The sequence below is a fragment of the Streptomyces tailanensis genome, from assembly GCF_008386495.1.
Taxonomy (GTDB): Bacteria; Actinomycetota; Actinomycetes; order Streptomycetales; family Streptomycetaceae; genus Streptomyces; species Streptomyces tailanensis.
Window position 1 is genome coordinate 137,480 of the sequence record NZ_VTHJ01000007.1, and the last position, 20,021, is coordinate 157,500.

General features: G+C 69.4%; 15 protein-coding genes. 7 read left to right on the plus strand and 8 right to left on the minus strand.

Going from position 1 to position 20,021, the window contains the following annotated elements; genetic code table 11:
• Positions 1-107: 107 nt before the first annotated feature.
• From F3T56_RS08380 to F3T56_RS08390, 3 genes are all read right to left on the minus strand, one after another.
• Positions 108-464, minus strand: a complete 357-nt coding sequence (locus F3T56_RS08380; protein WP_149824063.1) for a DUF779 domain-containing protein — start codon at positions 462-464, stop codon at positions 108-110.
• Positions 465-515: 51 nt separating this feature from the next.
• Positions 516-2,000: an alginate lyase family protein gene (locus tag F3T56_RS08385; protein ID WP_149824111.1), complete on the minus strand. Its 1,485-nt coding sequence runs from the start codon at positions 1,998-2,000 to the stop codon at positions 516-518.
• Positions 2,001-2,180: 180 nt separating this feature from the next.
• On the minus strand, positions 2,181-4,247 hold the full coding sequence (locus tag F3T56_RS08390; RefSeq protein ID WP_149824064.1) for a pectinesterase family protein: 2,067 nt from the start codon (positions 4,245-4,247) through the stop codon (positions 2,181-2,183).
• A gap of 402 nt (positions 4,248-4,649) precedes the next feature.
• On the opposite strand from F3T56_RS08390, the gene F3T56_RS08395 reads away from it, so the two are divergent.
• The 5 genes from F3T56_RS08395 to F3T56_RS08415 all read left to right on the plus strand — a co-directional run bounded on the left by F3T56_RS08395 (position 4,650) and on the right by F3T56_RS08415 (position 9,708).
• Positions 4,650-5,663 (plus strand): substrate-binding domain-containing protein, encoded by a 1,014-nt coding sequence (locus tag F3T56_RS08395; RefSeq protein ID WP_149824065.1) that lies wholly within the window; start codon positions 4,650-4,652, stop codon positions 5,661-5,663.
• A 244-nt stretch (positions 5,664-5,907) separates the two neighbouring features.
• Entirely contained in the window at positions 5,908-8,304 is a 2,397-nt protein-coding gene (locus tag F3T56_RS08400; protein ID WP_149824066.1) for a sensor histidine kinase, read from the plus strand.
• 49 nt (positions 8,305-8,353) lie between these two features.
• Positions 8,354-8,782: a roadblock/LC7 domain-containing protein gene (locus tag F3T56_RS08405; RefSeq protein WP_020114533.1), complete on the plus strand. Its 429-nt coding sequence runs from the start codon at positions 8,354-8,356 to the stop codon at positions 8,780-8,782.
• Position 8,783: 1 nt separating this feature from the next.
• Positions 8,784-9,140: a DUF742 domain-containing protein gene (locus F3T56_RS08410; RefSeq protein WP_149824067.1), complete on the plus strand. Its 357-nt coding sequence runs from the start codon at positions 8,784-8,786 to the stop codon at positions 9,138-9,140.
• A complete protein-coding gene (locus tag F3T56_RS08415; protein ID WP_149824068.1) occupies positions 9,127-9,708 on the plus strand; it encodes a GTP-binding protein in 582 nt (193 codons plus the stop codon). Before F3T56_RS08410 ends, F3T56_RS08415 begins: the two co-directional genes overlap by 14 nt.
• Positions 9,709-9,712: 4 nt before the next feature.
• Here F3T56_RS08415 and F3T56_RS08420 read toward each other — a convergent pair whose 3' ends face one another.
• From F3T56_RS08420 to F3T56_RS08435, 4 genes are all read right to left on the minus strand, one after another.
• Positions 9,713-10,318: a TetR/AcrR family transcriptional regulator gene (locus tag F3T56_RS08420; protein WP_149824069.1), complete on the minus strand. Its 606-nt coding sequence runs from the start codon at positions 10,316-10,318 to the stop codon at positions 9,713-9,715.
• 28 nt (positions 10,319-10,346) lie between these two features.
• Entirely contained in the window at positions 10,347-12,365 is a 2,019-nt protein-coding gene (locus tag F3T56_RS08425) for a galactose-binding domain-containing protein (RefSeq protein ID WP_149824112.1), read from the minus strand.
• A gap of 313 nt (positions 12,366-12,678) precedes the next feature.
• Positions 12,679-13,794 (minus strand): LacI family DNA-binding transcriptional regulator, encoded by a 1,116-nt coding sequence (locus F3T56_RS08430; RefSeq protein WP_149824070.1) that lies wholly within the window; start codon positions 13,792-13,794, stop codon positions 12,679-12,681.
• Between the two features lie 164 nt (positions 13,795-13,958).
• Positions 13,959-14,348 carry an HGxxPAAW family protein gene (locus F3T56_RS08435; protein ID WP_149824071.1) on the minus strand — a complete coding sequence of 130 codons (390 nt, stop codon included), beginning with the start codon at positions 14,346-14,348 and terminating at the stop codon, positions 13,959-13,961.
• Positions 14,349-14,469: 121 nt separating this feature from the next.
• Here F3T56_RS08435 and F3T56_RS08440 point away from each other — a divergent pair, with 121 nt between their 5' ends.
• The gene (locus tag F3T56_RS08440) at positions 14,470-14,931 is read left to right on the plus strand and encodes a MarR family winged helix-turn-helix transcriptional regulator (protein WP_149824072.1); all 462 of its coding nucleotides are present in this window, start codon (positions 14,470-14,472) and stop codon (positions 14,929-14,931) included.
• Positions 14,932-15,057: 126 nt separating this feature from the next.
• Here the strand turns inward: F3T56_RS08440 and F3T56_RS08445 are convergent, their stop codons facing one another.
• The gene (locus tag F3T56_RS08445; RefSeq protein WP_149824113.1) at positions 15,058-18,234 is read right to left on the minus strand and encodes a glycoside hydrolase; all 3,177 of its coding nucleotides are present in this window, start codon (positions 18,232-18,234) and stop codon (positions 15,058-15,060) included.
• Positions 18,235-18,667: 433 nt separating this feature from the next.
• Here F3T56_RS08445 and F3T56_RS08450 point away from each other — a divergent pair, with 433 nt between their 5' ends.
• Complete coding sequence (locus F3T56_RS08450) at positions 18,668-19,918, plus strand: RNA-guided endonuclease InsQ/TnpB family protein (RefSeq protein WP_149824073.1); 1,251 nt, start codon at positions 18,668-18,670, stop codon at positions 19,916-19,918.
• The last annotated feature ends 103 nt before the right edge of the window (positions 19,919-20,021 follow it).

Here is a 20,021-nt window from a genome sequence, read left to right on the forward strand (position 1 = left end):
ACTGTTCTGAATCGTGCGCCACGACGTGTCACGGTGCCCCCTGATGTCCCGTCAACTCTCCCAAGGCTCAAGGGGAGTGGACCAGACGAGGACCGGCCGCGCGGTGGCTACGCGTCGACGACGCGAGAACGGATGAGGAAACGCACTCCTTCGGGTGCCTCCAGGGAGAAACCGCTGCCCCGGCCCGGTACGACGTCCACGATCAGCCGGGTGTGGCGCCACACCTCGTACTGGCTGCGGGACATCCAGAAACCCACGGCCTCGTCGACGCCGTCGACCTGGAGCTCGGCCAGCAGGACGTCCGAGTCGCCGGTACGGAACTCGCCGTCCGGGTAGCACATGGGCGCGCTGCCGTCGCAGCAGCCGCCCGACTGGTGGAACATCAACGGGCCGTGGGCCGCCCGCAGCCGCCGGAGAAGGTCGGCGGCCGCGGGGGTCAGCTCTACACGCGGGACCACATCCATGGCCGTAGTCAACGCCCCGCCAGGTTGCGAGGACGTTGCGTGGGGCCGGCGTCAGCTGTGGGCGCCGCCGCCCGGGCGGTTGTTGCGGCGGCGCAGCAGGAGCAGGCCGCCCGCGAGGGCCGCGACGCCGCCGGCGGCGGACCAGGCCACGACTTCGGTGGTGCCGGTCGCGGCCAGGTCCTCGCCGCGTCCGCCCTGGGCGCTCGCGGAGGCGGACGGGGAGGGCGACGAGCCGCTCTTCTTCGTGCCGGTGCCGGACCCCGAGCCGGCGCCCGAGTCCGAACCCGAGCCTGCCGCCTTGGACGCGGACGGGGACGCCTCCACCTCCGCCTTCGTCGCCTTGTCCCGCGTGAACGCCAGCGTGCCGAAGCCCAGTTGGTCGAAGCCGCCGCTGTTGGGGCCGTAGTCGCCGCCACCGCCCTCGGGGGCCGCCTTGGCGGCGATGCGGGTGACGTAGGAGGCGTCGAGGCCGCGGCGCTTGGTGTAGTGGTTGGCGATCATGGCCCAGATCGGGCGCGTCATGTTGGGGTCGACGCCCGCCGCCTGGGACGCGGTCTCGCGGCCGGACCAGCCGTTGATCGCACCCTTCGCACGGGTGTTCTCGGTGTAGGCCACCTCGCCGCCCATGGCCCACTTGGCCACGTACTGGGCGCCCTTGAGGAAGCGGTTGTCGTCGTAGCCGTACAGGTCGATGCCCTGGTTCCAGGCCATCTCGCAGAAGGTGCCCATCAGGCCGACGCCGAGGAGGGCGTGGCCCTGGTCGCGGCCGGCCTCCAGCCACTCGGCGAGGCCGTCGTCGTGGACGACGGGGATGGCCTTCTTGACGGCGCCGAGGCCCTCGCCGTTCTTGAAGTAGTCGACGGCGCGGGCGACCTGGGCCTTGTCGTCGCAGAAGATGCCGGTGGCGAGGACGCAGGCCATGTTGGCGAGGTCCCAGTTGGGCCAGTAGTTGGTGACGACCGCGCCGTTGTGGTTCACCAGGAAGTCGTCGCTGAGCGGGGCGATGACGCCGCTCAGCATGTCCTGGAAGCGGTCGAGCGCGAAGTCGGGGTGATCGCGGACGAGCTCGGCGGCGTTGGCGATCTGGTAGCCGTACAGCCCGGCCGCCAGGAAACGGTCGGCGTTGCCCGCGATGGAAGTGAGCTTCTCCGACCAGGCGTTGAGGATGGCGACGGCGGTGTCGGCGTACTCGGCCTCGCCGGTGACGTGGTGGCGCAGGCCGTTCTGGTAGGCGGCGTGCACGTCGTTGTAGAAGGTCACGTAGTTCTGGCCCGTGCCGCCACGGACCACGGTCGCCTGCGGGTTGGCCTTCCAGCCGCTCTGCGCGTGCCGGTTGGCGGTCAGCTTCGCGAAGCCCGCCGTGTAGGGCTCGGCGCCCGCCTTCACCTTGGCCGCCATACGGGCCAGGTCCGCCTTGGTGTGGAGCAGACCGGGGTGCGCGTAGACGCCACCCGCCGCCGCGGCCGGTGTCGCCACCGCGCCCGTGCCGACGCCGAGCCCCGCCACGCCCGCGGCGGTTCCGGTGATCTTCAGCATGCTCCGGCGGCTGATCTGTGCTGTCACGGTGGAGGTCCTTGAGGTCTCGGGAACGGTTCGCAGCTCGCCCCTGCGTCGGCCCGCGCCGGGGGCTACGAACAGGAGACGCACCGACCCCGGGGGAGATAACAAAAAAAATGGGGGCGGTGCGTCTCTCGCCGTACGCGGCGGCGTCAGGTGTCAGGCGCCCGGCGTCCAGCCGCCCAGCCAGTCCGCGACCTCCTGGTCGGCGGCCTGGGCGTCCGTCAGCTGCGGCCGGTTGGAACTCGAACTGCCCGCGCCCGCACCGGTGTTCTTGTACTCGGCGAAGCGGTCGTCCTTCCAGGAGAAGCCGCCCATGTCGGACCAGGGCGTGGACTTGATCGCGGCGCTGAGAGTGCTGTTGCGGACCGTGGTCTGCGGGTCGACCGTCGTGTCGCCGCCCGGGTGCCAGTTGCGGCCGAGGAAGAAGCTCGCGTTGGACACGTCACCGTTGACGGTGGAGCGGTTGATCAGGATGCCCTTGCGGTTCGCGGGCGTGCTGGGCGCGGTGATGTACCCGGCGGAGGTGCCGTTCCAGCGCTTCTTGAGGGTGATGACCGACTTGTCGACGACGACCGTGGCCCGGCCGAAGATGAAGTCGACGTTGCCCGTGACGTAGGAGTTGCTGACGTAGACCCGGCCGAGCTTGTCCTTGGCGGCGGTCTCCAGCTCCAGGGTGTCCTGGTCGCCGTTGACGATGACCCCGTCGAGGACGATCCGGTCGGCCTGCGTCAGCAGCGCGACGGCCTGGTGGCCGGAGAGGGACTGGTTGGCGGCCTCGTCGAAGTCGTTGGTGACCGTCAGGTTGCGGACCTGGGAGTCGTCGGACTGGATGGACATGGTGGCGCTGCCCGGGGTGCCGTAGGTGCCCGAGCCGTCCGGCTTCTGCATGCCGGCCGCGTTGCCGTAGACGATCGTCGTGTCCTTGCGGCTGGCGCCCGAGCCCTGGATGGTGACGTGCGGCTTGTTGGCGGGGACCTTGACGACCTCCCGGTAAACGCCGGGCTTGACGGAGATCACGACCCGCGAGCTGTTGTTCGCGGGCACGGCGTCGACGGCCTTCTGCACGCTGGTGTACTGGCCGCTGCCGTCCTTGGCGACGGTGAGCGTGGTGGCCGCGGCGGCCTTGGCCGTCGACGTCGTACCGATCGAACTACGCGGTCCCGCACCGGACTTGAGGAGTGCGGGCACGTCCGTGGCCTTGTCGAGCGTGTAGGCGTAGTACGACTTCGGGTCGAAGGCCGTGCCGCCGCTCTCGTTGCGGCCGGAGGTGCCGGAGAAGACGTTGCCGCGCTGGACCAGGGCGGCCGTCGCGTCCTTGGTGACCGGGTTCCGCATGCCCTGGAAGTAGCTGTTCTCCAGGACCATCTTCGTGTTGCCGCGCGCGTAGTTGCCGTACGACGAGGTGATGTCCGTGCCGGACACGTCCTCCAGGAAGTTGTTGTACAGGTGCGCGTGGGCGACGTTGTCCGTGGAGGGGTTGCGCTGCTCGGTCTCGCGGATCCAGTTGTGGTGGATCGTCAGGTCGGCGGTGGTGTTGGTGGTCCAGCCGATGCCGAAGGTCTTGTTGTTCTGGCTGAGCTTGTTCCAGGAGACGGTGACGTACGTGGTGTCCTTACGGCTGTCGATCAGGCCGTCCGCCATGTGCCGCAGATCGTTGTGGTCGATCCAGACGTGGTGGGCGCCGTCCATCTGGACGGCGTCGAAGTCGTGGTCCTTGTCGTTCCAGGTGCCCTGGTAGGAGTCACGGATCGTCAGATTGCGGATGATGACGTTGTGGACGCCGGAGCCGAGGAAGAAGCCGCCGCCGACGATGTGTCCGGAGGTCCCCGAGCCCACGATCGTCTTGTCCGAGGCGACCTTGATCTCCTTGCCCACCGGGTTCATGTTGATGGTTCCGGCGACGACGATGACGTACGGCTCGGCGGCGGTCGCGTACTTCTCCAGGTCGGCCAGGGTCTTCACGGTGACGGTCTTGCCGCCCCGGCCGCCGTACGTTCCGTTCTGGCCGAGCGCGTTGACCGACGCGAAGCCGTCGGCGACATCGTCGGCCCACGCCGCGCCTGCCGCCCCCGCTGCCGCGGCCTTCGGCTGGGCGTCCTCGCCGAACACTCCGAAGACCGTCCCGTAGGCCATGGTCCCCGCGGCGGCCAGGGCCAGTGGGGCGCCGATGGCCAGCGCTGTCTTCCTTCTCCGGTGGCGGGCCTTGCTGCGGTTGTCGCTCACGTCGCTTCCGTTCCTGTGGAGGGGGGTGGTCAGCCGAGCAGTCGCCGCCGGACGTGAAGAGGTTGCCGCCCTTCCGTAGGAATTTCAGCCCTGAGCAAGGGGGTTGGGGCACGGAAGGCGGATTGGCCGGGAATCGCCCCTTGTTCGAGGGGGGAGTCGTGGTGCGGCGAGGGGTCTGTCAACGGCCGCATCCGACCACGCCCGTTGACACGTGTGTGCTGGTCAGCCCGTCGCTGTCACAGCAATACATCGATTGTGTTGTTCACTTGACTACCGGGCGTCACACGCGATTGGCTCCGCCCAGCGAAAGTCGGCCAGTTACCGCACGTCATCGCGGTGAACGCGGCATGTCGCGCTCCCCGAACGTCCCGCCCCGGTCGCACAGCGAGGTGCCGCACCCCCATGACTCCACCCCCCGCGCTTCACGGTTTCTCCAGATCCCTCCGTGCCGCGGCGCTCGCGGCCGCCGCCTGCCTGACGGTCGCCGGCTGCTCCGTCCTCGGCGGAACGGACTCCGATCCGGATACGGAGTCGGCGGGCGGAGCGGGCGGCAACGGCATGAAGGTCGCCCTGATCACCCACAGCGCCGAGGGGGACGCCTTCTGGGATCTGGTGCGCAGAGGCGCGGAGGTCGCGGCCGCCAAGGACGGCATCGAGCTCACGTACGAGAGCGACCCCGACCCGGCGGGACAGGCGCAGCTGGTGCGGGACGCGATCGCCGACAAGGTCGGCGGCATCGCGGTGACCCTGGCCAAGCCGCAGGCCATGCGGAGCGCTGTCGCCGAGGCCCGTAGCGCCGGCATACCCGTCGTGGCCCTCAACGCCGGTATCGACGCCTGGACAGCGCAAGGCCTGCTGGCGTACTTCGGCCAGGACGAGAGCGTCGCCGGCCAGGCGCTCGGCAACCAACTGGACGCCCAGAAGGCCAAGCACGCGCTGTGCGTCATCCACGAACGCGGCAACGTGGCCATCGAGGCCCGCTGCGCCGGAGTGCGGAAGACGTTCGCCGGGCAGACCGAGAACCTCTACGTCGACGGCACCGACATGGACGCGGTGACCGGCGCGATCACCGCGAAACTGCGCCAGGACCCCACGATCGACGAGGTGGTGACGCTCGGGGCGCAGTACGCGCTGGCCGCCGTGGGCTCGGTCGACGACTCGGGCAGCAAGGCCGAGGTCGCCACCTTCGACCTGAACGAGGACCTGGTCAAGGCCGTGCGGAGCGGCGATGTGCAGTTCGCGGTGGACCAGCAGCCGTACCTCCAGGGCTATCTCGCGGTCGACTCGCTCTGGCTCTACCAGACCAACGGCAATATCAGCGGCGGCGGGGTCGAGCCCGTGCTCACCGGCCCGGCGTTCGTCAACAAGAAGAACATCGCCGGAATCGCGAAATTCGCGGAAAACGGCACGCGTTGAAGAATGTGTGAGGGGCTTATGCATCTGCCGTGCAGGGTACGTGTGCGCCCGGACAAACGGAACCTTCCGTTCGGGCGCGATCACGCCGCGGAACCCAACCATCCGGAACGGTCGTGTAACGGCGACCCCAAGCTTTCGACCTCCACTGATACATGCGTTCACTTGTACGGATAACATCCTGCGCATCCCCTGTGTGACGTACCTCTGACCCCTTCCGCTCCCCGCCAACCGCCCAAGGACGACGATGCCCCCACGGACCGGCGCCCGGCGCCGTCTCGGCTCCATCCGTCTCTCGCTGATCCTTCTGGCTCTGATCCCCAGCGTCACGCTCACCGCCAGCTGGGCCATGACGACGACCCAGATGTTCTCCGAGGGGTTGAGCCTGCGGTCGCAGACCGGGCTGAGCAAATCGACCGGCGCCATGGGAACCGACGCGACCCTGGCCCTGCAGCGCGAGCGCGCCCTGTCCGCCGCCTACATGGCGGCCCCCGGCAGCTCCATGGGGGCCCTGGAGGAGCAGCGCCGGCAGACCGACGCGACGGTCGCGAAGCTGGCCTCACGCGCGGGCGCGATCGAGGAGGCCCCCGACCGCATCGGTGAGCGGCTCTACTCGGTCATGGCCGGCTCGGGCAGTCTCGAGTACTACCGGGACCAGGTGGACAGCCCCACCGACATCACCCCCGAGCAGGCCCTGGACCAGTACTCGTCGATCATCGACGACCAGATCCACGCCTTCCAGGAGCTCTCCCAGGTCGACGACGGCGACCTCACCTCGCAGGCCGGTCCGCTCGTCACCCTCGAACAGGCCGCGGAGCTGGTCTCCCAGGAGGACGCGCTCCTCACCCTCAACTGGCCCTCCGGCGAACTCGACGAGGCATCCCGGGACCGCTTCGTCCAGGTGGTCAACGCCCGGCGCTGGCTCGTCGACAACCAGCTCGTCCCCTCGCTGGAGGGCGAGGTGAAGGCCAAGGTCGAGCGGATCGTCCAGGGCAAGGACTGGCAGGCGCTCCAGGCCGTCGAGGACCAGGTCCTCTCCGCTCGCACCACGGGCAACGGAGCCGCCCGCAAGACCGACCTGCCGGACGTGCAGGCAGACTGGGACGCCGCCATGACCCGGCTCTCCGCCCAGTACGAGCAGCTGATCCGGGAGCAGACCAAGGCCCTGCTCGACCGCAGTGGGGAAGAGGCCCGCGGCCTGCTGATCACGGCCGGTTCCCTGAGCGCCGGCGGCCTCGGCGCCCTGCTGCTGTGCGTCGTGATGTCGTGGCGCATCACCCGCTCCCTGTCCCGCCGGCTCACCGGCCTGCGCACGGCAACCCTGGGCCTCGCCCAGGAACGGCTGCCCGACGTCGTGGCCCGGCTGGAGCGGGGCGAGAAGGTCGACGTGGACGCCGCGGCGGCCCCGTTGGACTACGGCACCGACGAACTCGGCCAGGTGGCACGTGCCTTCAACATCGCCCAGCGCACCGCCGTGCACACTGCCGTCGAACTCGCCGACACTCGGCGCGGCTTCCAGCGGGTCATCCTCGGCATCGCCCGGCAGAGCCAGAACCTGGTCAACCTCCAGCTCACCAAGCTCGACAAACTGGAGCGCCAGCACCAGGACCCGGAGATCCTCAAGGGCCTGTACGAGCTGGACTCCACCGCGAGCCAGTTGCGCCGCTACGAGGAGAACCTCGTCATCATCAGCGGCGAGCGGCCCGGCCGCACCTGGTCCGAACCGGTCGCGCTGATCGACATCCTGCGCAGCGCCGTGGGCGAGGTCGCCGAGTACCAGCGGGTGGAGGTGCACACCGAGGACGACGTGTGGATCGCCCCGCCGGCCGTGGCCGACGTGATCCACCTCCTCGCCGAGCTCATCGACAACGCCACCTCCTACTCGCCCGCCCCCAGCCCGGTGGGCGTCCGCGCGGCGATCGTGGCCAAGGGCCTCGCCATCGAGATCGAGGACCGCGGGCTCGGCATGTCCGAGGAGGACTACGCCGCCTTCAACGCCCAGTTGGCGGTGCCCCCGCAGTTCGACGTGGTCGCGCTCGCCGACGACCTCCGGCTCGGCATGTTCGTCATCGCCCGGCTCGCCACCCGGCACGGCATCGCCGTCACCCTGCGCGCCTCGCCGTACGGCGGCACCACCGCGATCGTGCTGATCCCGCACGAGATCGTGGTACGCGAGGCCCCCGACGAGGACGGCACCGACGCTGCCGAACTGCCCGTACGGACCTCGCTGGTGGCCGCGCGGGTCGCCGCAGCCGAGCCGGAGCCCGTACGGCACGACCGGGACCGTACGTTGGATTCGGCGCCCGTCGCGAACGGGCGGACCGCCGAAGCCGTCGCGGACGGTGCCAGGACACAGCCGACCCACACCAGGAAGCCCTTGGCCGGGAAGAAGGGTGGCCTGATGCCGTTGCCCCGCCGGATCCCGCAGACCAGCCTGGCCGCCGAGTTGAAGGAGGAGGCGCTGACCTGCCCGGACGGCGACCGCGACGACGACTTCACCGCCGAGCGTGCCGCCTCCTCGCTCGCCGGATTCCAGCGCGGAACCCTCCAGGCACGTGACGACGACGCGGAATCCGAGTACGCAGGGGAGGAACCCGCACCATCCGAAGACCCAGGAGACCGGCTCCCCGCCTCCGGCACCTGACGTCCCCACCGACTCGCCCTCCGCAGACCGCTCATTGAAGGACACACAGATGACACGCCCCATCCCCGCCACGCACAGCCAGCTCGACCAGCTGCTCACCGGACTGGTGGACCGCGTCGCCGAGGTCGACCACGCCGTCGTGCTCTCCGAGGACGGACTGGTCGTCAGCAAGTCCACCGCGTTCCTGCGCGACGACGCCGAACGCCTGGCGGCCACCGCGTCCGGCCTGATGAGCCTCAGCAAGGGCGTCAGCATGGACTTCCGCGGCGGCCCCGTCCGGCAGTTGCTCATCGAGATGGGCAACGCCTTCCTGATCCTCACCAACGCCGGACCCGGCGCGAATCTCGCGGTGCTGACCCGGCAGGGAGCGGACGTCGGCGTGGTGGCGTACCAGATGAACATGCTGGTCAAGAAGATCGGCGAGCACCTCAGCGCGGCCCCACGCGCCGGTGTCGTCGCGGCCGACAGCGGCGAGTGAGGTGAACGGAGGCGACGAGGCGGGCCGGCTGGTTCGCCCGTTCACCCTGACGGGCGGCCGGACCAGGCCCGCCCGCGGCGACTTCACCCTGATCACCATGGTGACGGCGGTGGACCCACAGCCGGCCGGGGGCACCCGGCCGCAGCCCGAGCACGCACGGATCCTGAAGCTGTGCGCGAAGCCGATCGTGGTGGCGGAGCTGGCCACCGGGCTCGACCTCCCGGTGAGCGTGGTCACCATCATGCTCTGCGACCTGCTGGAGGCGGGCCGGATCAGCGTCCGCCAGCCCAGCATGATCTCCCGCACCCCCGACCTGGACCTGCTGAAGAAAGTGAGGGACGGCCTTGGCCGGCTCTGACCCCACCCCCCAGGCGACCTCGGCACCCGACGCGGTGAAGATCCTCATCGCCGGCGGATTCGGCGTCGGCAAGACGACCATGGTCGGGTCGGTCAGCGAGATCGTCCCGCTGCGCACCGAGGAACCCCTCACCACCGCGAGCCTCGGCGTCGACGACCTCGACGGCATCCCGGAGAAGCAGGCCACCACGGTGGCCCTCGACTTCGGCCGGATCAGCATCGGCCAGGACCTCGTGCTGTATCTGTTCGGCACGCCAGGGCAGCAGCGGTTCTGGTTCATGTGGAACGACCTCGCCATCGGCGCCCTCGGGGCCGTGGTCCTGGTCGACGTGCGCAGACCCGAGTCCAGCTTCGCCGCCATCGACTTCTTCGAGCGCCGCGGGATCCCGTTCGTCATCGGCGTCAACGGCTTCCACGGCGAGCACCCGTACGAGCCGGACGACATCCGTGAGGCCCTGGCCCTGCCCGAGCACATGCCGGTGCTGCTCTTCGACGCCCGGGAGCGCACGTCGTGCCGTGACGTACTGATCGCGCTGCTCGACCAGTTGATCGCCGCGTCCGCCCGCTGAGGCCCTACGGGCGGACGTCCTCCCTTACGAGACCGGCCACATGATCGGTGATCGTGTCGAGGATGTCCGCCCAGGCCTCGTCGTCGCCCAGGACCAGGAAGTTCAGGGTGAGCCCGTCCGTCATGGCGGCCAGATAGCGGGCCAGCACCGGGACGGGAACGGTCAGTTCGAACTCCATGGTCCGCCGCAGCTGCTCGATCAGCTCGGCGTAGGTGTCGCGGTACATGTCGTACTGTCGCCGCGCGAGATGCTCGAACCCGGGCTCCCTGAGGGCGTACTGGGTCAGCTCGTAGGTGAGCATGTGCTCGCCCGGGTGGGCGGACACATGGTCCCAGTACGCCTGGAAACCGGCCCGTACGGTCTCCCTGAGTGTCTCCCGGGGCCGGATCGCCTCCCGCACCAGGGCCACGTAGTGCCCGGTGATGGCGGTGATGACGGACTCGATCAACTCCTGCTTGGATTCGAAGCAGTAGTGGAAGACGCTCAGCGACACGCCCGCCTCGGCCGCGATGGACCGGGTCGTCGTCCTGGGGACGCCGTCCCGGGTCATCGCGCGGATGGCCGCCTCGGTCAGCTGTCTGCGCCGCTCGGCCGACGGCAAGCGTGCCATGGTGGTTTCCTTCCCCCGTTGTCACAGGTCAGCTGCCGTACACGCCGACCTCGTACAGGGAGTACCCCCAGTCCGTACCGCGGTCCACCCCCTGCATGCGAACATATCGCGCCGTGACACCCGAGAACGTGGCCGTGTCCAGGCCCCCATTACCGGCGGTCGTGGACCACACGGTCTTCCAGGTCGAGCCGTCGGTGGAGACGTCGACCCGGTACGACCTGCCGTAGGCCCGTTCCCAGTCGAGGGTGACCTTCTTGATCGTGTGCGAGGAGCCGAGGTCCAGCCTCAGCCACTGGTCGTCGCTCCAGTCGCTCGCCCAGCGGCTGTCGCCGTCGCCGTCCACGGCCCGGCCGGGCTGGTAGCTGGTGAAGGGGTTCGACTCGGACGAACTGGCCGTCGCCGTCACGCCCTTGGCGAGGTTCACGCCGGCCTGGTGGTCCTCGGAGGAGCCCCAGGTGCCGAGGTATGACTCGGCGCCCCGGTACAGGTCGTCCACGACGCCCTGGCCGCCGACGAGCCGGATGTCCTCGATCCAGTCCGGGACCATGCCGACATGGGCGGCACCGTCGGTGTTGTAGTCCCAGGTGCGCTCACCGGTGATCTGCTTGTCGATGCTGGAGCCGCCGTCGACGCTCCTGAAGGGATACGTCACCGGGTTCGAGGTGTCCGCGCCGCGCGGGGCGGGGTGGTCGCCGATGCCGTTGAAGTCCGTGCCGTAGCCGTAGCCCACGTCGTACTTCTCGCGCAGCGCGTCGGTGCGCTCGGCCTCCTCGCTGAACTCCGCGGAGCCGTGCATGTACTGGGCTACGAAACCGCCGAGGGAGTAGACCCGCTCGGTCCAGTTCAGATCCATCCAGCTGTGCGAGGACAGCACGCCCGGGTAGGACTCGGCCTCGAAGATGTCGAGGACGGCGCCGGTGGCCTTGACGCTCATGTGGTCGATCTCGAGCATCATCTTGCGCTTCATCATGCCGCGCACGGCGTACTCGCCGAGATCGGTGAGCCCGCGTACGTTGCACTGCGCGTCCTCGTCGTACTCCGGCACCTCGGTGCCTTCCGGCAGATCCTCCTCGGCCTCCGTGGACGCCTCACCGATCGGGTTGTCCTTCTGCGGGCCGGTGCACTTCTCGGTCTGCCAGAAGGTGCCGGTCGACAGGAACTGGCCGACGTTGATCGCCGTACCGAGGCCGTGCTCGTCGAAGCGGACGCCGCACAGCGCGTTGTCGAACTTGTGGCACAGGAACATGCTGCGCACACCCAGGTCGTACAGCTCGTCGAGGCCCTTGTCGATGTCCTCCTTGCTGCACTGCGCGATGTCGAGGATCTGCTTGCAGCCGAACGGCTCGGAGGTCTCCACGCCCAGGATCACGGCGAGCTTGCCCTGCGCGATGACCTCGCGCGCCTGCGCGCTGTCGGTGACGATCCGGAACCAGCCCTTGCCCGTGCCGCCGTACATCGCGTCGATGTAGTCCTGCAGGTCGTACGTCAGCTTCGCCTGCAGCCGGATCGACGTCATCTCGTCACAACTACGGTCCTTGAACGGGTAGATCGAGCAGATCATCCCGTTGGTGACCAGGTCGTTGACCAGGACGCGCTGACCGCCGCGCCAGGCGCGCTCGATCCAGGCGTAGTAGTTCGCCTGGTGGGTCATCGAGTCGTACGCCGGCCAGTCCTTGAACGTCGGCCAGCCGACCGGGTCGTGCTTGCCGTCACCGCCGTGGGTGATGTAGTCGAAGAGCGCGAGCGAGCCGTCCGGGTAGTGCTCGGGGCAGTCCTTCAGCGCGTCGGCGACGCCCGAGGTGGAGAACACTTTGCCGCAGATCAGCCGGCCGCCGAACGCCTCGTTGGAGAACAGGTGGTTGTGCGCGTCGACGAACCCGCGCACCTCACCCGCCGAGTCCGTCCCCTTGAACGGCTCGCCCGTGACATTGATCTGCGAGTCGGGCGACGGCCGGGAGGCGGGGAGCCACCAGTCGCCGGTGGCGGCCGAACTGGACGAGGGGCTCAGCAGCATGCCCATCGCGGTCAGGAACAACGCCAGAACCATGAGGGGTCTGCGTTTGTGCTGGGCACGTCGAGTCCTGGTCATCACTCACGTCCTCGGTCGAAGGGTGGCGCGGTCGATCGGCATTGCCAGACCTTCCGGGACGCGTTGAACACCCACGACGCCATAGCCCGATTGTCATGGCTGGCACAAGCGATGTGACGAGAATCGCTCCGCGGGTGATGCGAGTCAATAGTCCGGGACGATTGACCTGATGGCGGCCGGGGCCCGACGACGAGGTGACGATTCGTCAAATGCCCAGGAACATGGACGGATTGTCCGGGAGTTGCCGGAGAGTTGTATTGGGCGGGTTGTGTCAGGGGAGCGCGCGGACCGACTGACGGATCACCAACTGCGTGCTCAGCACCACGTGGTCGTCGCCCCCGATGCGCTCCTCGCGCTCCAGGGCCAACCGGACCGCCGTGCGCCCCAGATCCTCGTACGGCACCCGCACCGTCGTCAGCGCGGGGGAGAGGTCGGCGGCGAAGGGGACGTCGTCGAAGCCGACGATCGAGACGTCGCCCGGGACGTCGAGACCGGCCTCACGCAGGGCGGCCAGCGCGCCCGTCGCCACCATGTCGGTGCCCGCGAAGACCGCCGTGAACGCGAGACCGGCCGCCAGCGCCTGCTTGGTGCGCTGGTAGCCCGAGAGGCGGGTGTACGGGCCCGGCAGGTCGAGTTCCTCCTGGTACGCCACGCCGTGCGCGCGCAGCGCGTGCCGGAAGCCGTCCCCGCGCTGCTCGCTCGTGCTGAGCCCGGGGGCCCCGCTCAGGAAGAGCACGTGTTGGTGTCCCGCCGTCAGCAGGTGATCCGTGGCCTGGAACGCGCCGCCCCGGTTGTCGTACTCCACCACCGTGACCGGCAGATCGCCGGGCAGGGGCGGGCGGCCCACCAGCACCAGCCGGGAGCCCGCCGCGTCCAGCGCCGTGGCGTACTCGGCCATGCGCCGCCGGTACGCCTCGTCCTGCACCGCGCCGCCGACGAGGACCACCGCGGCCGCGTGCTGCTCGCGCATCAGCTGCACCAGGTCGTCCTCGCGGGCCGGGTCGTCGTGCGTGGCGCAGACGAGGCTCAGCCGGCCCCGGTCGGCGGCCTCCTGCTCAACTCCCGCCGCGACATGGGCCAGCGAGGGCCCTGTGATGTCCTTGATGACCAGGGCGACAGGGCCGGCGACCCGGCCGGAGAGCGCCTTGGCATGCACGTTCACGACATAGTGCAGTGCCTCGACGGCCGCCATGACGCGGGCCCTGGTCTCCGTGGAGACCGGGTAGTTCCCGGCCAGCGTGCGGGAAACGGTTGCTACGGACACGTCGGCCTTCGCGGCGACGTCCCGGATCGTGCTGGGCCGCTCGCCAGCCGTGGTGCTGTTCCGTCGACGTCTGGCTCCGCTGGGGTCGGGCTTCTTTCGGCGACCGCTTTCATTGACCGTCACGTTTCGACGTTACTGCATTCGGGGGCCTGTCGGGCGGGGGAGGTTCATGATCTCAGTAAACGGTTACTCCCTCTTTCGGCCTCGCCGCAGCGCAGCGTCGTCCTGTTCCCTCCGTGGCATCCGCCCGCATCCGGCACCACCGACCGCGAACCACTGGCGGGCCGTCAGGAGGACGACTCGGCCGAGGCCGAGGCCGAGGCCGTAGCCGTGGTGGCGGTCGCGGCCACGGTCGGCTCCGGTATCGCCGGTGTGCGCGCCGGAACGCCGCGACGGCCGGCCAGGTGGCAGCCCAGGCAGTCGGGGTGGCCGCCGCGCGCGGAGCGGTCGCGGCGGAGGAACGGCCACTGGTCGCGAGGCCGTGGGCCGGGCGGCTTGCCCCAGCCCGCGAGGTGCAGGCCCCAGGTGACCAGGAGTGCCACCACCGAAATGGCCAGCCCCAGCGGGATGCCCGGGCCCCAGCCGCAGACGCCCATGCCGGCGGCGACGGACCCGACCGTGCCGATGACGGAACCGGTCCACCCGGCGACGGTGTGGCCCTCGTCGTGCAGACTCACGTGTGCGCTCCCCTCCCGCGCCGCGCCGTGCCGTGCCACGGCATGCCGCGGCCACGCCACCGGCGCCCGACTATGATGTCTTAGCAAGTAAGGAATCTAGCCTGCGCCGGAGGCGTTTTCAATGGAGGGCCAGCCCCGCCCCACCGTCCCGGAAGCGATCAGCGCCATGGACGGCCTCCTCGCGACGAGCATCGTCGGCCAGCAGGAGTTCGCCCGGAAACTCGGTCTGAGCGTCACGGACCTGGTCTGTTTCGCCTACGTCCTGGAGGCCGGGGACACCCCGGTCACGGCAGGCGATCTGGCCGAGCACGCGCACGTCACCACGGGGGCGGTGACCGGCGTCCTCAACCGCCTGGAGCGCGGCGGCTTCGTGACCCGCCGACCGGATCCCGCCGACCGGCGCCGGATCCGGGTGATCGCCGTACCGGACGCGGCCGAGAAGGTACGAGCCGTCTACGAGCCGTACTACGCCCGCCTCGCGGAACTCTTCGCCCAGTACACGCCCGACCAACTCGCCCTCCTCACCGACTGGTTCACCAGCGCGGGCCAGCTGGCCCGGGCCTATCTCGAGGAGTCGAGGTGACGCGGACAGCGGGAGTGCCCCATGACGAGCGAACGCCCGGTGCCTCCTTCCCCGGTCGGCTGAACTTCCGGGGAAAGAGGCACCGAGCGCTTCGCGGCCCTCGGGGGCTAGGACGGTCGGATCAGGTCAGCGGCGTACGAGGGTGATCCGGTACTCGCGGGTCTGTGAACCGTCCTCACCGGTCACGGAGACGACGGCCGATGTGCGCCCGCTCCGGTCCACGGTGACCGTCGCGTACGGGTCGCGGGCGGTTGCCGTCACCGTTGCCCGGGCGGGGTTGTCGGTGACGACGCGGTAGGTGGTGGTGTCGGGGTCGAAGGATGGGACGGGGGTCCCGTCGACCTCGATGGACGAGGCGGCCGCGTCCGAGGAGGTGCCGGGGTTCTTGGCGTACACCTCGGTCTCGCTCATGGTGATGTAGCCGCCCGGTCGTGCGGTCATGACCACGCGTACGGCGGTCGCCGGTGCGGGCGCCGTCAGCGGGACGTCGATCACCGGGGTGCCCTCGGTGCCGACCGTGATGGACTCGCTCGCGTCGGTCCATGGGCCGTCGGCGGTCGTTCGGGTCTGCACCTTCAGCCTTTCGGGGAAGGAGATGTTCGTTCCGTCCCGGTGGAAGTGGGCGACGAGGCGGGTGAGGTCGCGGGCCTTCGGCAGGGTGAAGGCGATCGTGTCGGACGGGTTCTTGGTACCCGACTTCCAGTTGGACCAGGCCTTCTCGGCGGTGTTGCCGTTGCGCAGGCGCTCCGCGGAGTAGCCGCTCTCGGTGAAGGTGGCTGCGACGGAGACGTTCTCGTCGGGCGCGATGTTGGCCGCCACCGGTTCCGTGACCTGCACGCGTACCGTCGCGTCGACCGTGCTGCCGTCGACGACCCGGGCGGTGCCGCGCAGGGTTACGACGCCGGTCTTGCCGAATGCTCCGTCTGGTGCCGCTTCCCAAGTCACGGGAAGGTCGGTCCGGCCGCCGTGCCTGCCGACGGCGGTGACCGTCCCTGGCAGCTCCGGCCGGCCTCCCGCGTACGTCTTGGCGCGGCCCGGGAGGGTCGAGGCGATCGTGTCGACGGTGACGACGGCCTTCGCGCGGATCTTCCGGCCGAGGGCGTCGGTCGCCTCACCCTTGACCCGCACTGTCCCGGGCTCGCGCCACTTCCGGTCCGAGGGGAGGTCCCACACCACGGGGAGCGAACCCCGGGCCCCGTCACGGAACCCCGGCGTCACCGTCTCCGGCAGCTTCGGCCGCAGACCGGGGACGGTGAACGACTTGGCCGGTTCCGTGCGCAGTACGGTCTCGTCGGTCACCGTCCAGCGCTGGTTCGCGGCCGAGGTCGGGGTGTACGTGGACACCTTGGCGCCGTCCGCCGAGGACTGCCCGGTGACGTCGATCAGGCGGCCGGTGGCGGCGTTCACGAAGGTCCAACTGCCGTCGCCCGTGGTCGACATGGTCCACTGGGCGGCTTCGGGGACCTCGCTGCCTTCCGGGCCGGGGTCGTCCAGTACGGCTTGGTTGTCGCGTACGGCGAGTCGCTTGCCGGTCGTCGCGTTGGTGACGGCGTAGCGCTCGCGGTTGTCGGTGCCGGGGGTCAGCTGCTCCACGGACCACAACTGCTGGGCACTCGCGGCGTCGGTCGTGCGGATGACCACGCCGGTGCCGTCCTCCGACGGGGCCAGCGACTTGCCGCTCTGTGCGCCCTGGAGCCGGTAGACGTGCCCGGGCTGGACCAGCGCGGCGTCCTTCGCCACGCCGCTGACGCCCTTGACCAGGAAGGTCGTGACCGACTTCGCGGGGACGTCGAGGGTGGCCGAACGGTCGGTCACCCGGACCGGGGCGCCCTCGACGAGGGCGCCGTCGGCGCTGGTCACGACGGGTGTGACGGTTGCCCGCGGGGAGACCTTGGCGAAGCGCGAGAGGTCGAGGGTGACGGAGCGCGCGGACGTGCCGCCGTTGACGTGCACCACGGTCGCCGCACGGCCGGACTTCTTCACGGCGGCGACGCTGGACGGGTCGTCGACCTTCACGAAGTGGTCGCCGGGCCGGATGTGGTGGGTGAAGTTCCGGATGGTGTGGAACTTGGAGTTGGCCCGGATCGGACAGGTCTCCAGGGTGTCCTCGGCCGTGCAGTTGAACGGGACGTGGATGCTGCCCCAGTTCTTGCCGGCCGCGGCCTGCGGGATGGAATCCTCGATCGGCTGCCAGAACACCCAGGCGGAGGGCTCCAGTTCACGCATGTCATCCACCATGCGGGTGGCGATGCCGAGGCCCGGATCCATGCTCGTGAAGTCGGTGCCCGTACCCCAGGTGCCCTCGACCTCGCTCATCCAGAGCTTTTTGTCCGCGCCCTTGGCGATGTCACGGGCGCTGGTGCGCATGCCCGTGCCGTACGTGTGCACGTTGAGCTGGGGGAGTGCCGCTCGCGCGGAGGCGTCGTAGGCGTTCCAGTTCTGGGTGAAGATCGAGGGGTTGGTCTCGTCCATCGCCGAAATCGCGGCGTCGGTCCCGGCTCCTTGGAGCGCCTTTTCGAGCGCGAGGACCACCTTCTGCTGGAGCGCCGGGCCCGCGTGCGCGCCCTCCTGACGGCCGCCCGTCGGCTGGCCGTCCGCGCCGATCTGGGTGCCCCAGTAGTTGGTGTTGGGCTCGTTCAGCGGGGCGATGGTGTCGAAGTCGATGCGGTGCCGCTTCTCCAACTCCTCGGTCACCCGCACCAGATACGTGGCGAACTCGTCGACGCGGTCCGCGCGGATCTGGTCCGTGCTCGCGTCGAAGCCGCCGGAGACATAGCCGCTGACGGTCTGGAACCAGGGCGGCGAGTTGCTGAACGCCTCCCACGTGGTGATCTTGTCCTTGATCTGGTCCACCCACCAGCGCTGGCCCGCGTCGGCGTCCCAGTCCCAGTGGTCGGGGTTGTCCGGGTCCCACCACTCCATGTCCTCACGGGTGGTTCCCTCGGGGGCCTTCCAGTAGCCCTCCATGGTCGCGCCCGTCTTCATGTAGTCCTTGCGGACGTCCGGGGCGTTGCCGCCGCCGATGTTGTAGCGGGCGATGTTGAGGGCGAGGCCGTCCTCGTCGAACAGCATGTCCACGAGTTGTCTTCGGATGGGTTCCGGGTAGCGGCCCGTGGCGTTGGCGAACCAGACGAGGCTCGTCCCCCACCCCTCGAACTCCTGCTGCTGATACGACGGGTCGATCCGTACGGTGACCGCGCTCTGCGCCGCCGCGGCCGACACGTCCGCGGTCGCCGAGGCCGATACGTCCGCGGTCGCCGGCGGCGCGGCCATGAGGCCCGCGCCGAGGACCAGGGGAACCATGGGTGCCAAGGCCCGGACGATGCGATGTCGTGGCGTCACGACACTCCCTTCCATAACACGGAGGCGGGCACGACTTCGTTGACATGCCCAAAACACGTGCTTAGCATTCAGGAAACTGAAAGCGCTTTCTAGTCCCTGTTGTGCCCCTGTTGCTTTCCGTTCTCGCACGGCCCAGGAAGATCCGCCCCATCGCCCGGGAGGAACCACATGAGGTCGTCGTTACGCGCGATTCCCGCTGTCACGCTCACCCTGTTGCTTGCCGCGACGGTCGCGCCCGCGACCGGGATTCATTCGCATGCTCCGGCCTTCAGACCGGGGTGAAGTGAATCTCGCGGTGTTGTTCCGGTGGAACCGGGCAGTGCGCGGAGCCGGTGACATCTCGCGCACATGTTCCCGGCGACAGTAGGTGTTCGAGCTTTCTAGGGTGATCGTCATGCAGCTCCGGTACGCGTTCAGGCTCTACCCGAATGCCGGTCAGCGCACTGCGCTGGCCAGGGCGTTCGGGTGCGCCCGGGTGGTGTTCAACGACGCGGTCCGCGCCCGTGAGGACGCCCGCCGAGCCGGGCAGCCGTTCCCGACGGCCGGAGTGCTGTCTCGGAGGCTGATCACCGAAGCGAAGCAGACGGCGGCACGCTCATGGCTGGGCGAGGCGTCCGCCGTCGTTCTCCAACAGTCCCTGCGGGATGCCGAGGCCGCCTACAAGAACTTCTTCGCCTCTCTCAGGGGCACCCGCAAGGGCCCAAGGATCGGCCCGCCCCGCTTCAAGTCCCGCAAGGACGCCCGGCAGTCGATCCGGTTCACCGCCAACGCCCGCTGGAACATCACCGGCAGCGGTCGTCTGAACCTGCCGAAGATCGGCGCGGTGAAGGTGAAGTGGTCCCGTAACCTGCCCGCCACCCCCACCTCCGTCACCGTCGTCATGGACGCGGCCGGGCGGTACTTCGCCTCGTTCGTCATCGACACCGACCCTGCCGCCGACGCGGCCCGGATGCCCGAAACCGACCGCATCACCGGCATCGATCTCGGCCTGACCCTCCCCCAGACTCCGTCCGGGGGGACCCCCATCGCGGTCCTCTCCGACGGCACGAAGATCGACTCTCCGCGCTTCCTTCGGCGCGCGGAGAAGAAGCTGAAGAAGGCCCAGAAGGAGCTGTCCCGCAAGCAGAAGGGATCAAAGAACCGGGCCAAGGCCCGCCTGAAGGTCGCCCGCGCCCACGCCAAGGTCGCTGACGCACGCCGTGAGTTCCACCACCAGCTCTCCACGAAGCTGATCTCCGAGAACCAAGGGATCGCCGTGGAGGACCTGTCGGTGTCGGGACTGGCGCGCACGAAGCTGGCCAAGTCCGTCCATGATGCGGGCTGGGCGTCGTTCGTGAACATGCTGGAGTACAAAGCCGCCCGGTACGGACGCACCCTGGTCAGGATCGGCCGGTTCACACCGACCTCCCAGACCTGCTCCACCTGCGGCGCCGTGGACGGGCCCAAACCCCTGAACGTGCGGGAATGGACCTGTACCGCCTGCGGCACCGTCCACGACCGGGACACCAACGCCGCGATCAACGTGAAGACGGCCGCCGGACTGGCGGTATCGGCCTGCGGAGCGCCGGTAAGACCAGGAGCAATCCCGGCACAGCGCGAAGAAACAGGAAGCCACGGATTCCCCACCGGAAACTGTGCCGCGTAGTGGCACAGTTTCCGGCGGAGAAGGCCAGAATCCTCGCCCTTCAGAGCGAGGAGCATGTCAATCCGCGAGCGGTTACGACGCCTCCGGGCCCGGCCGGCTCGTC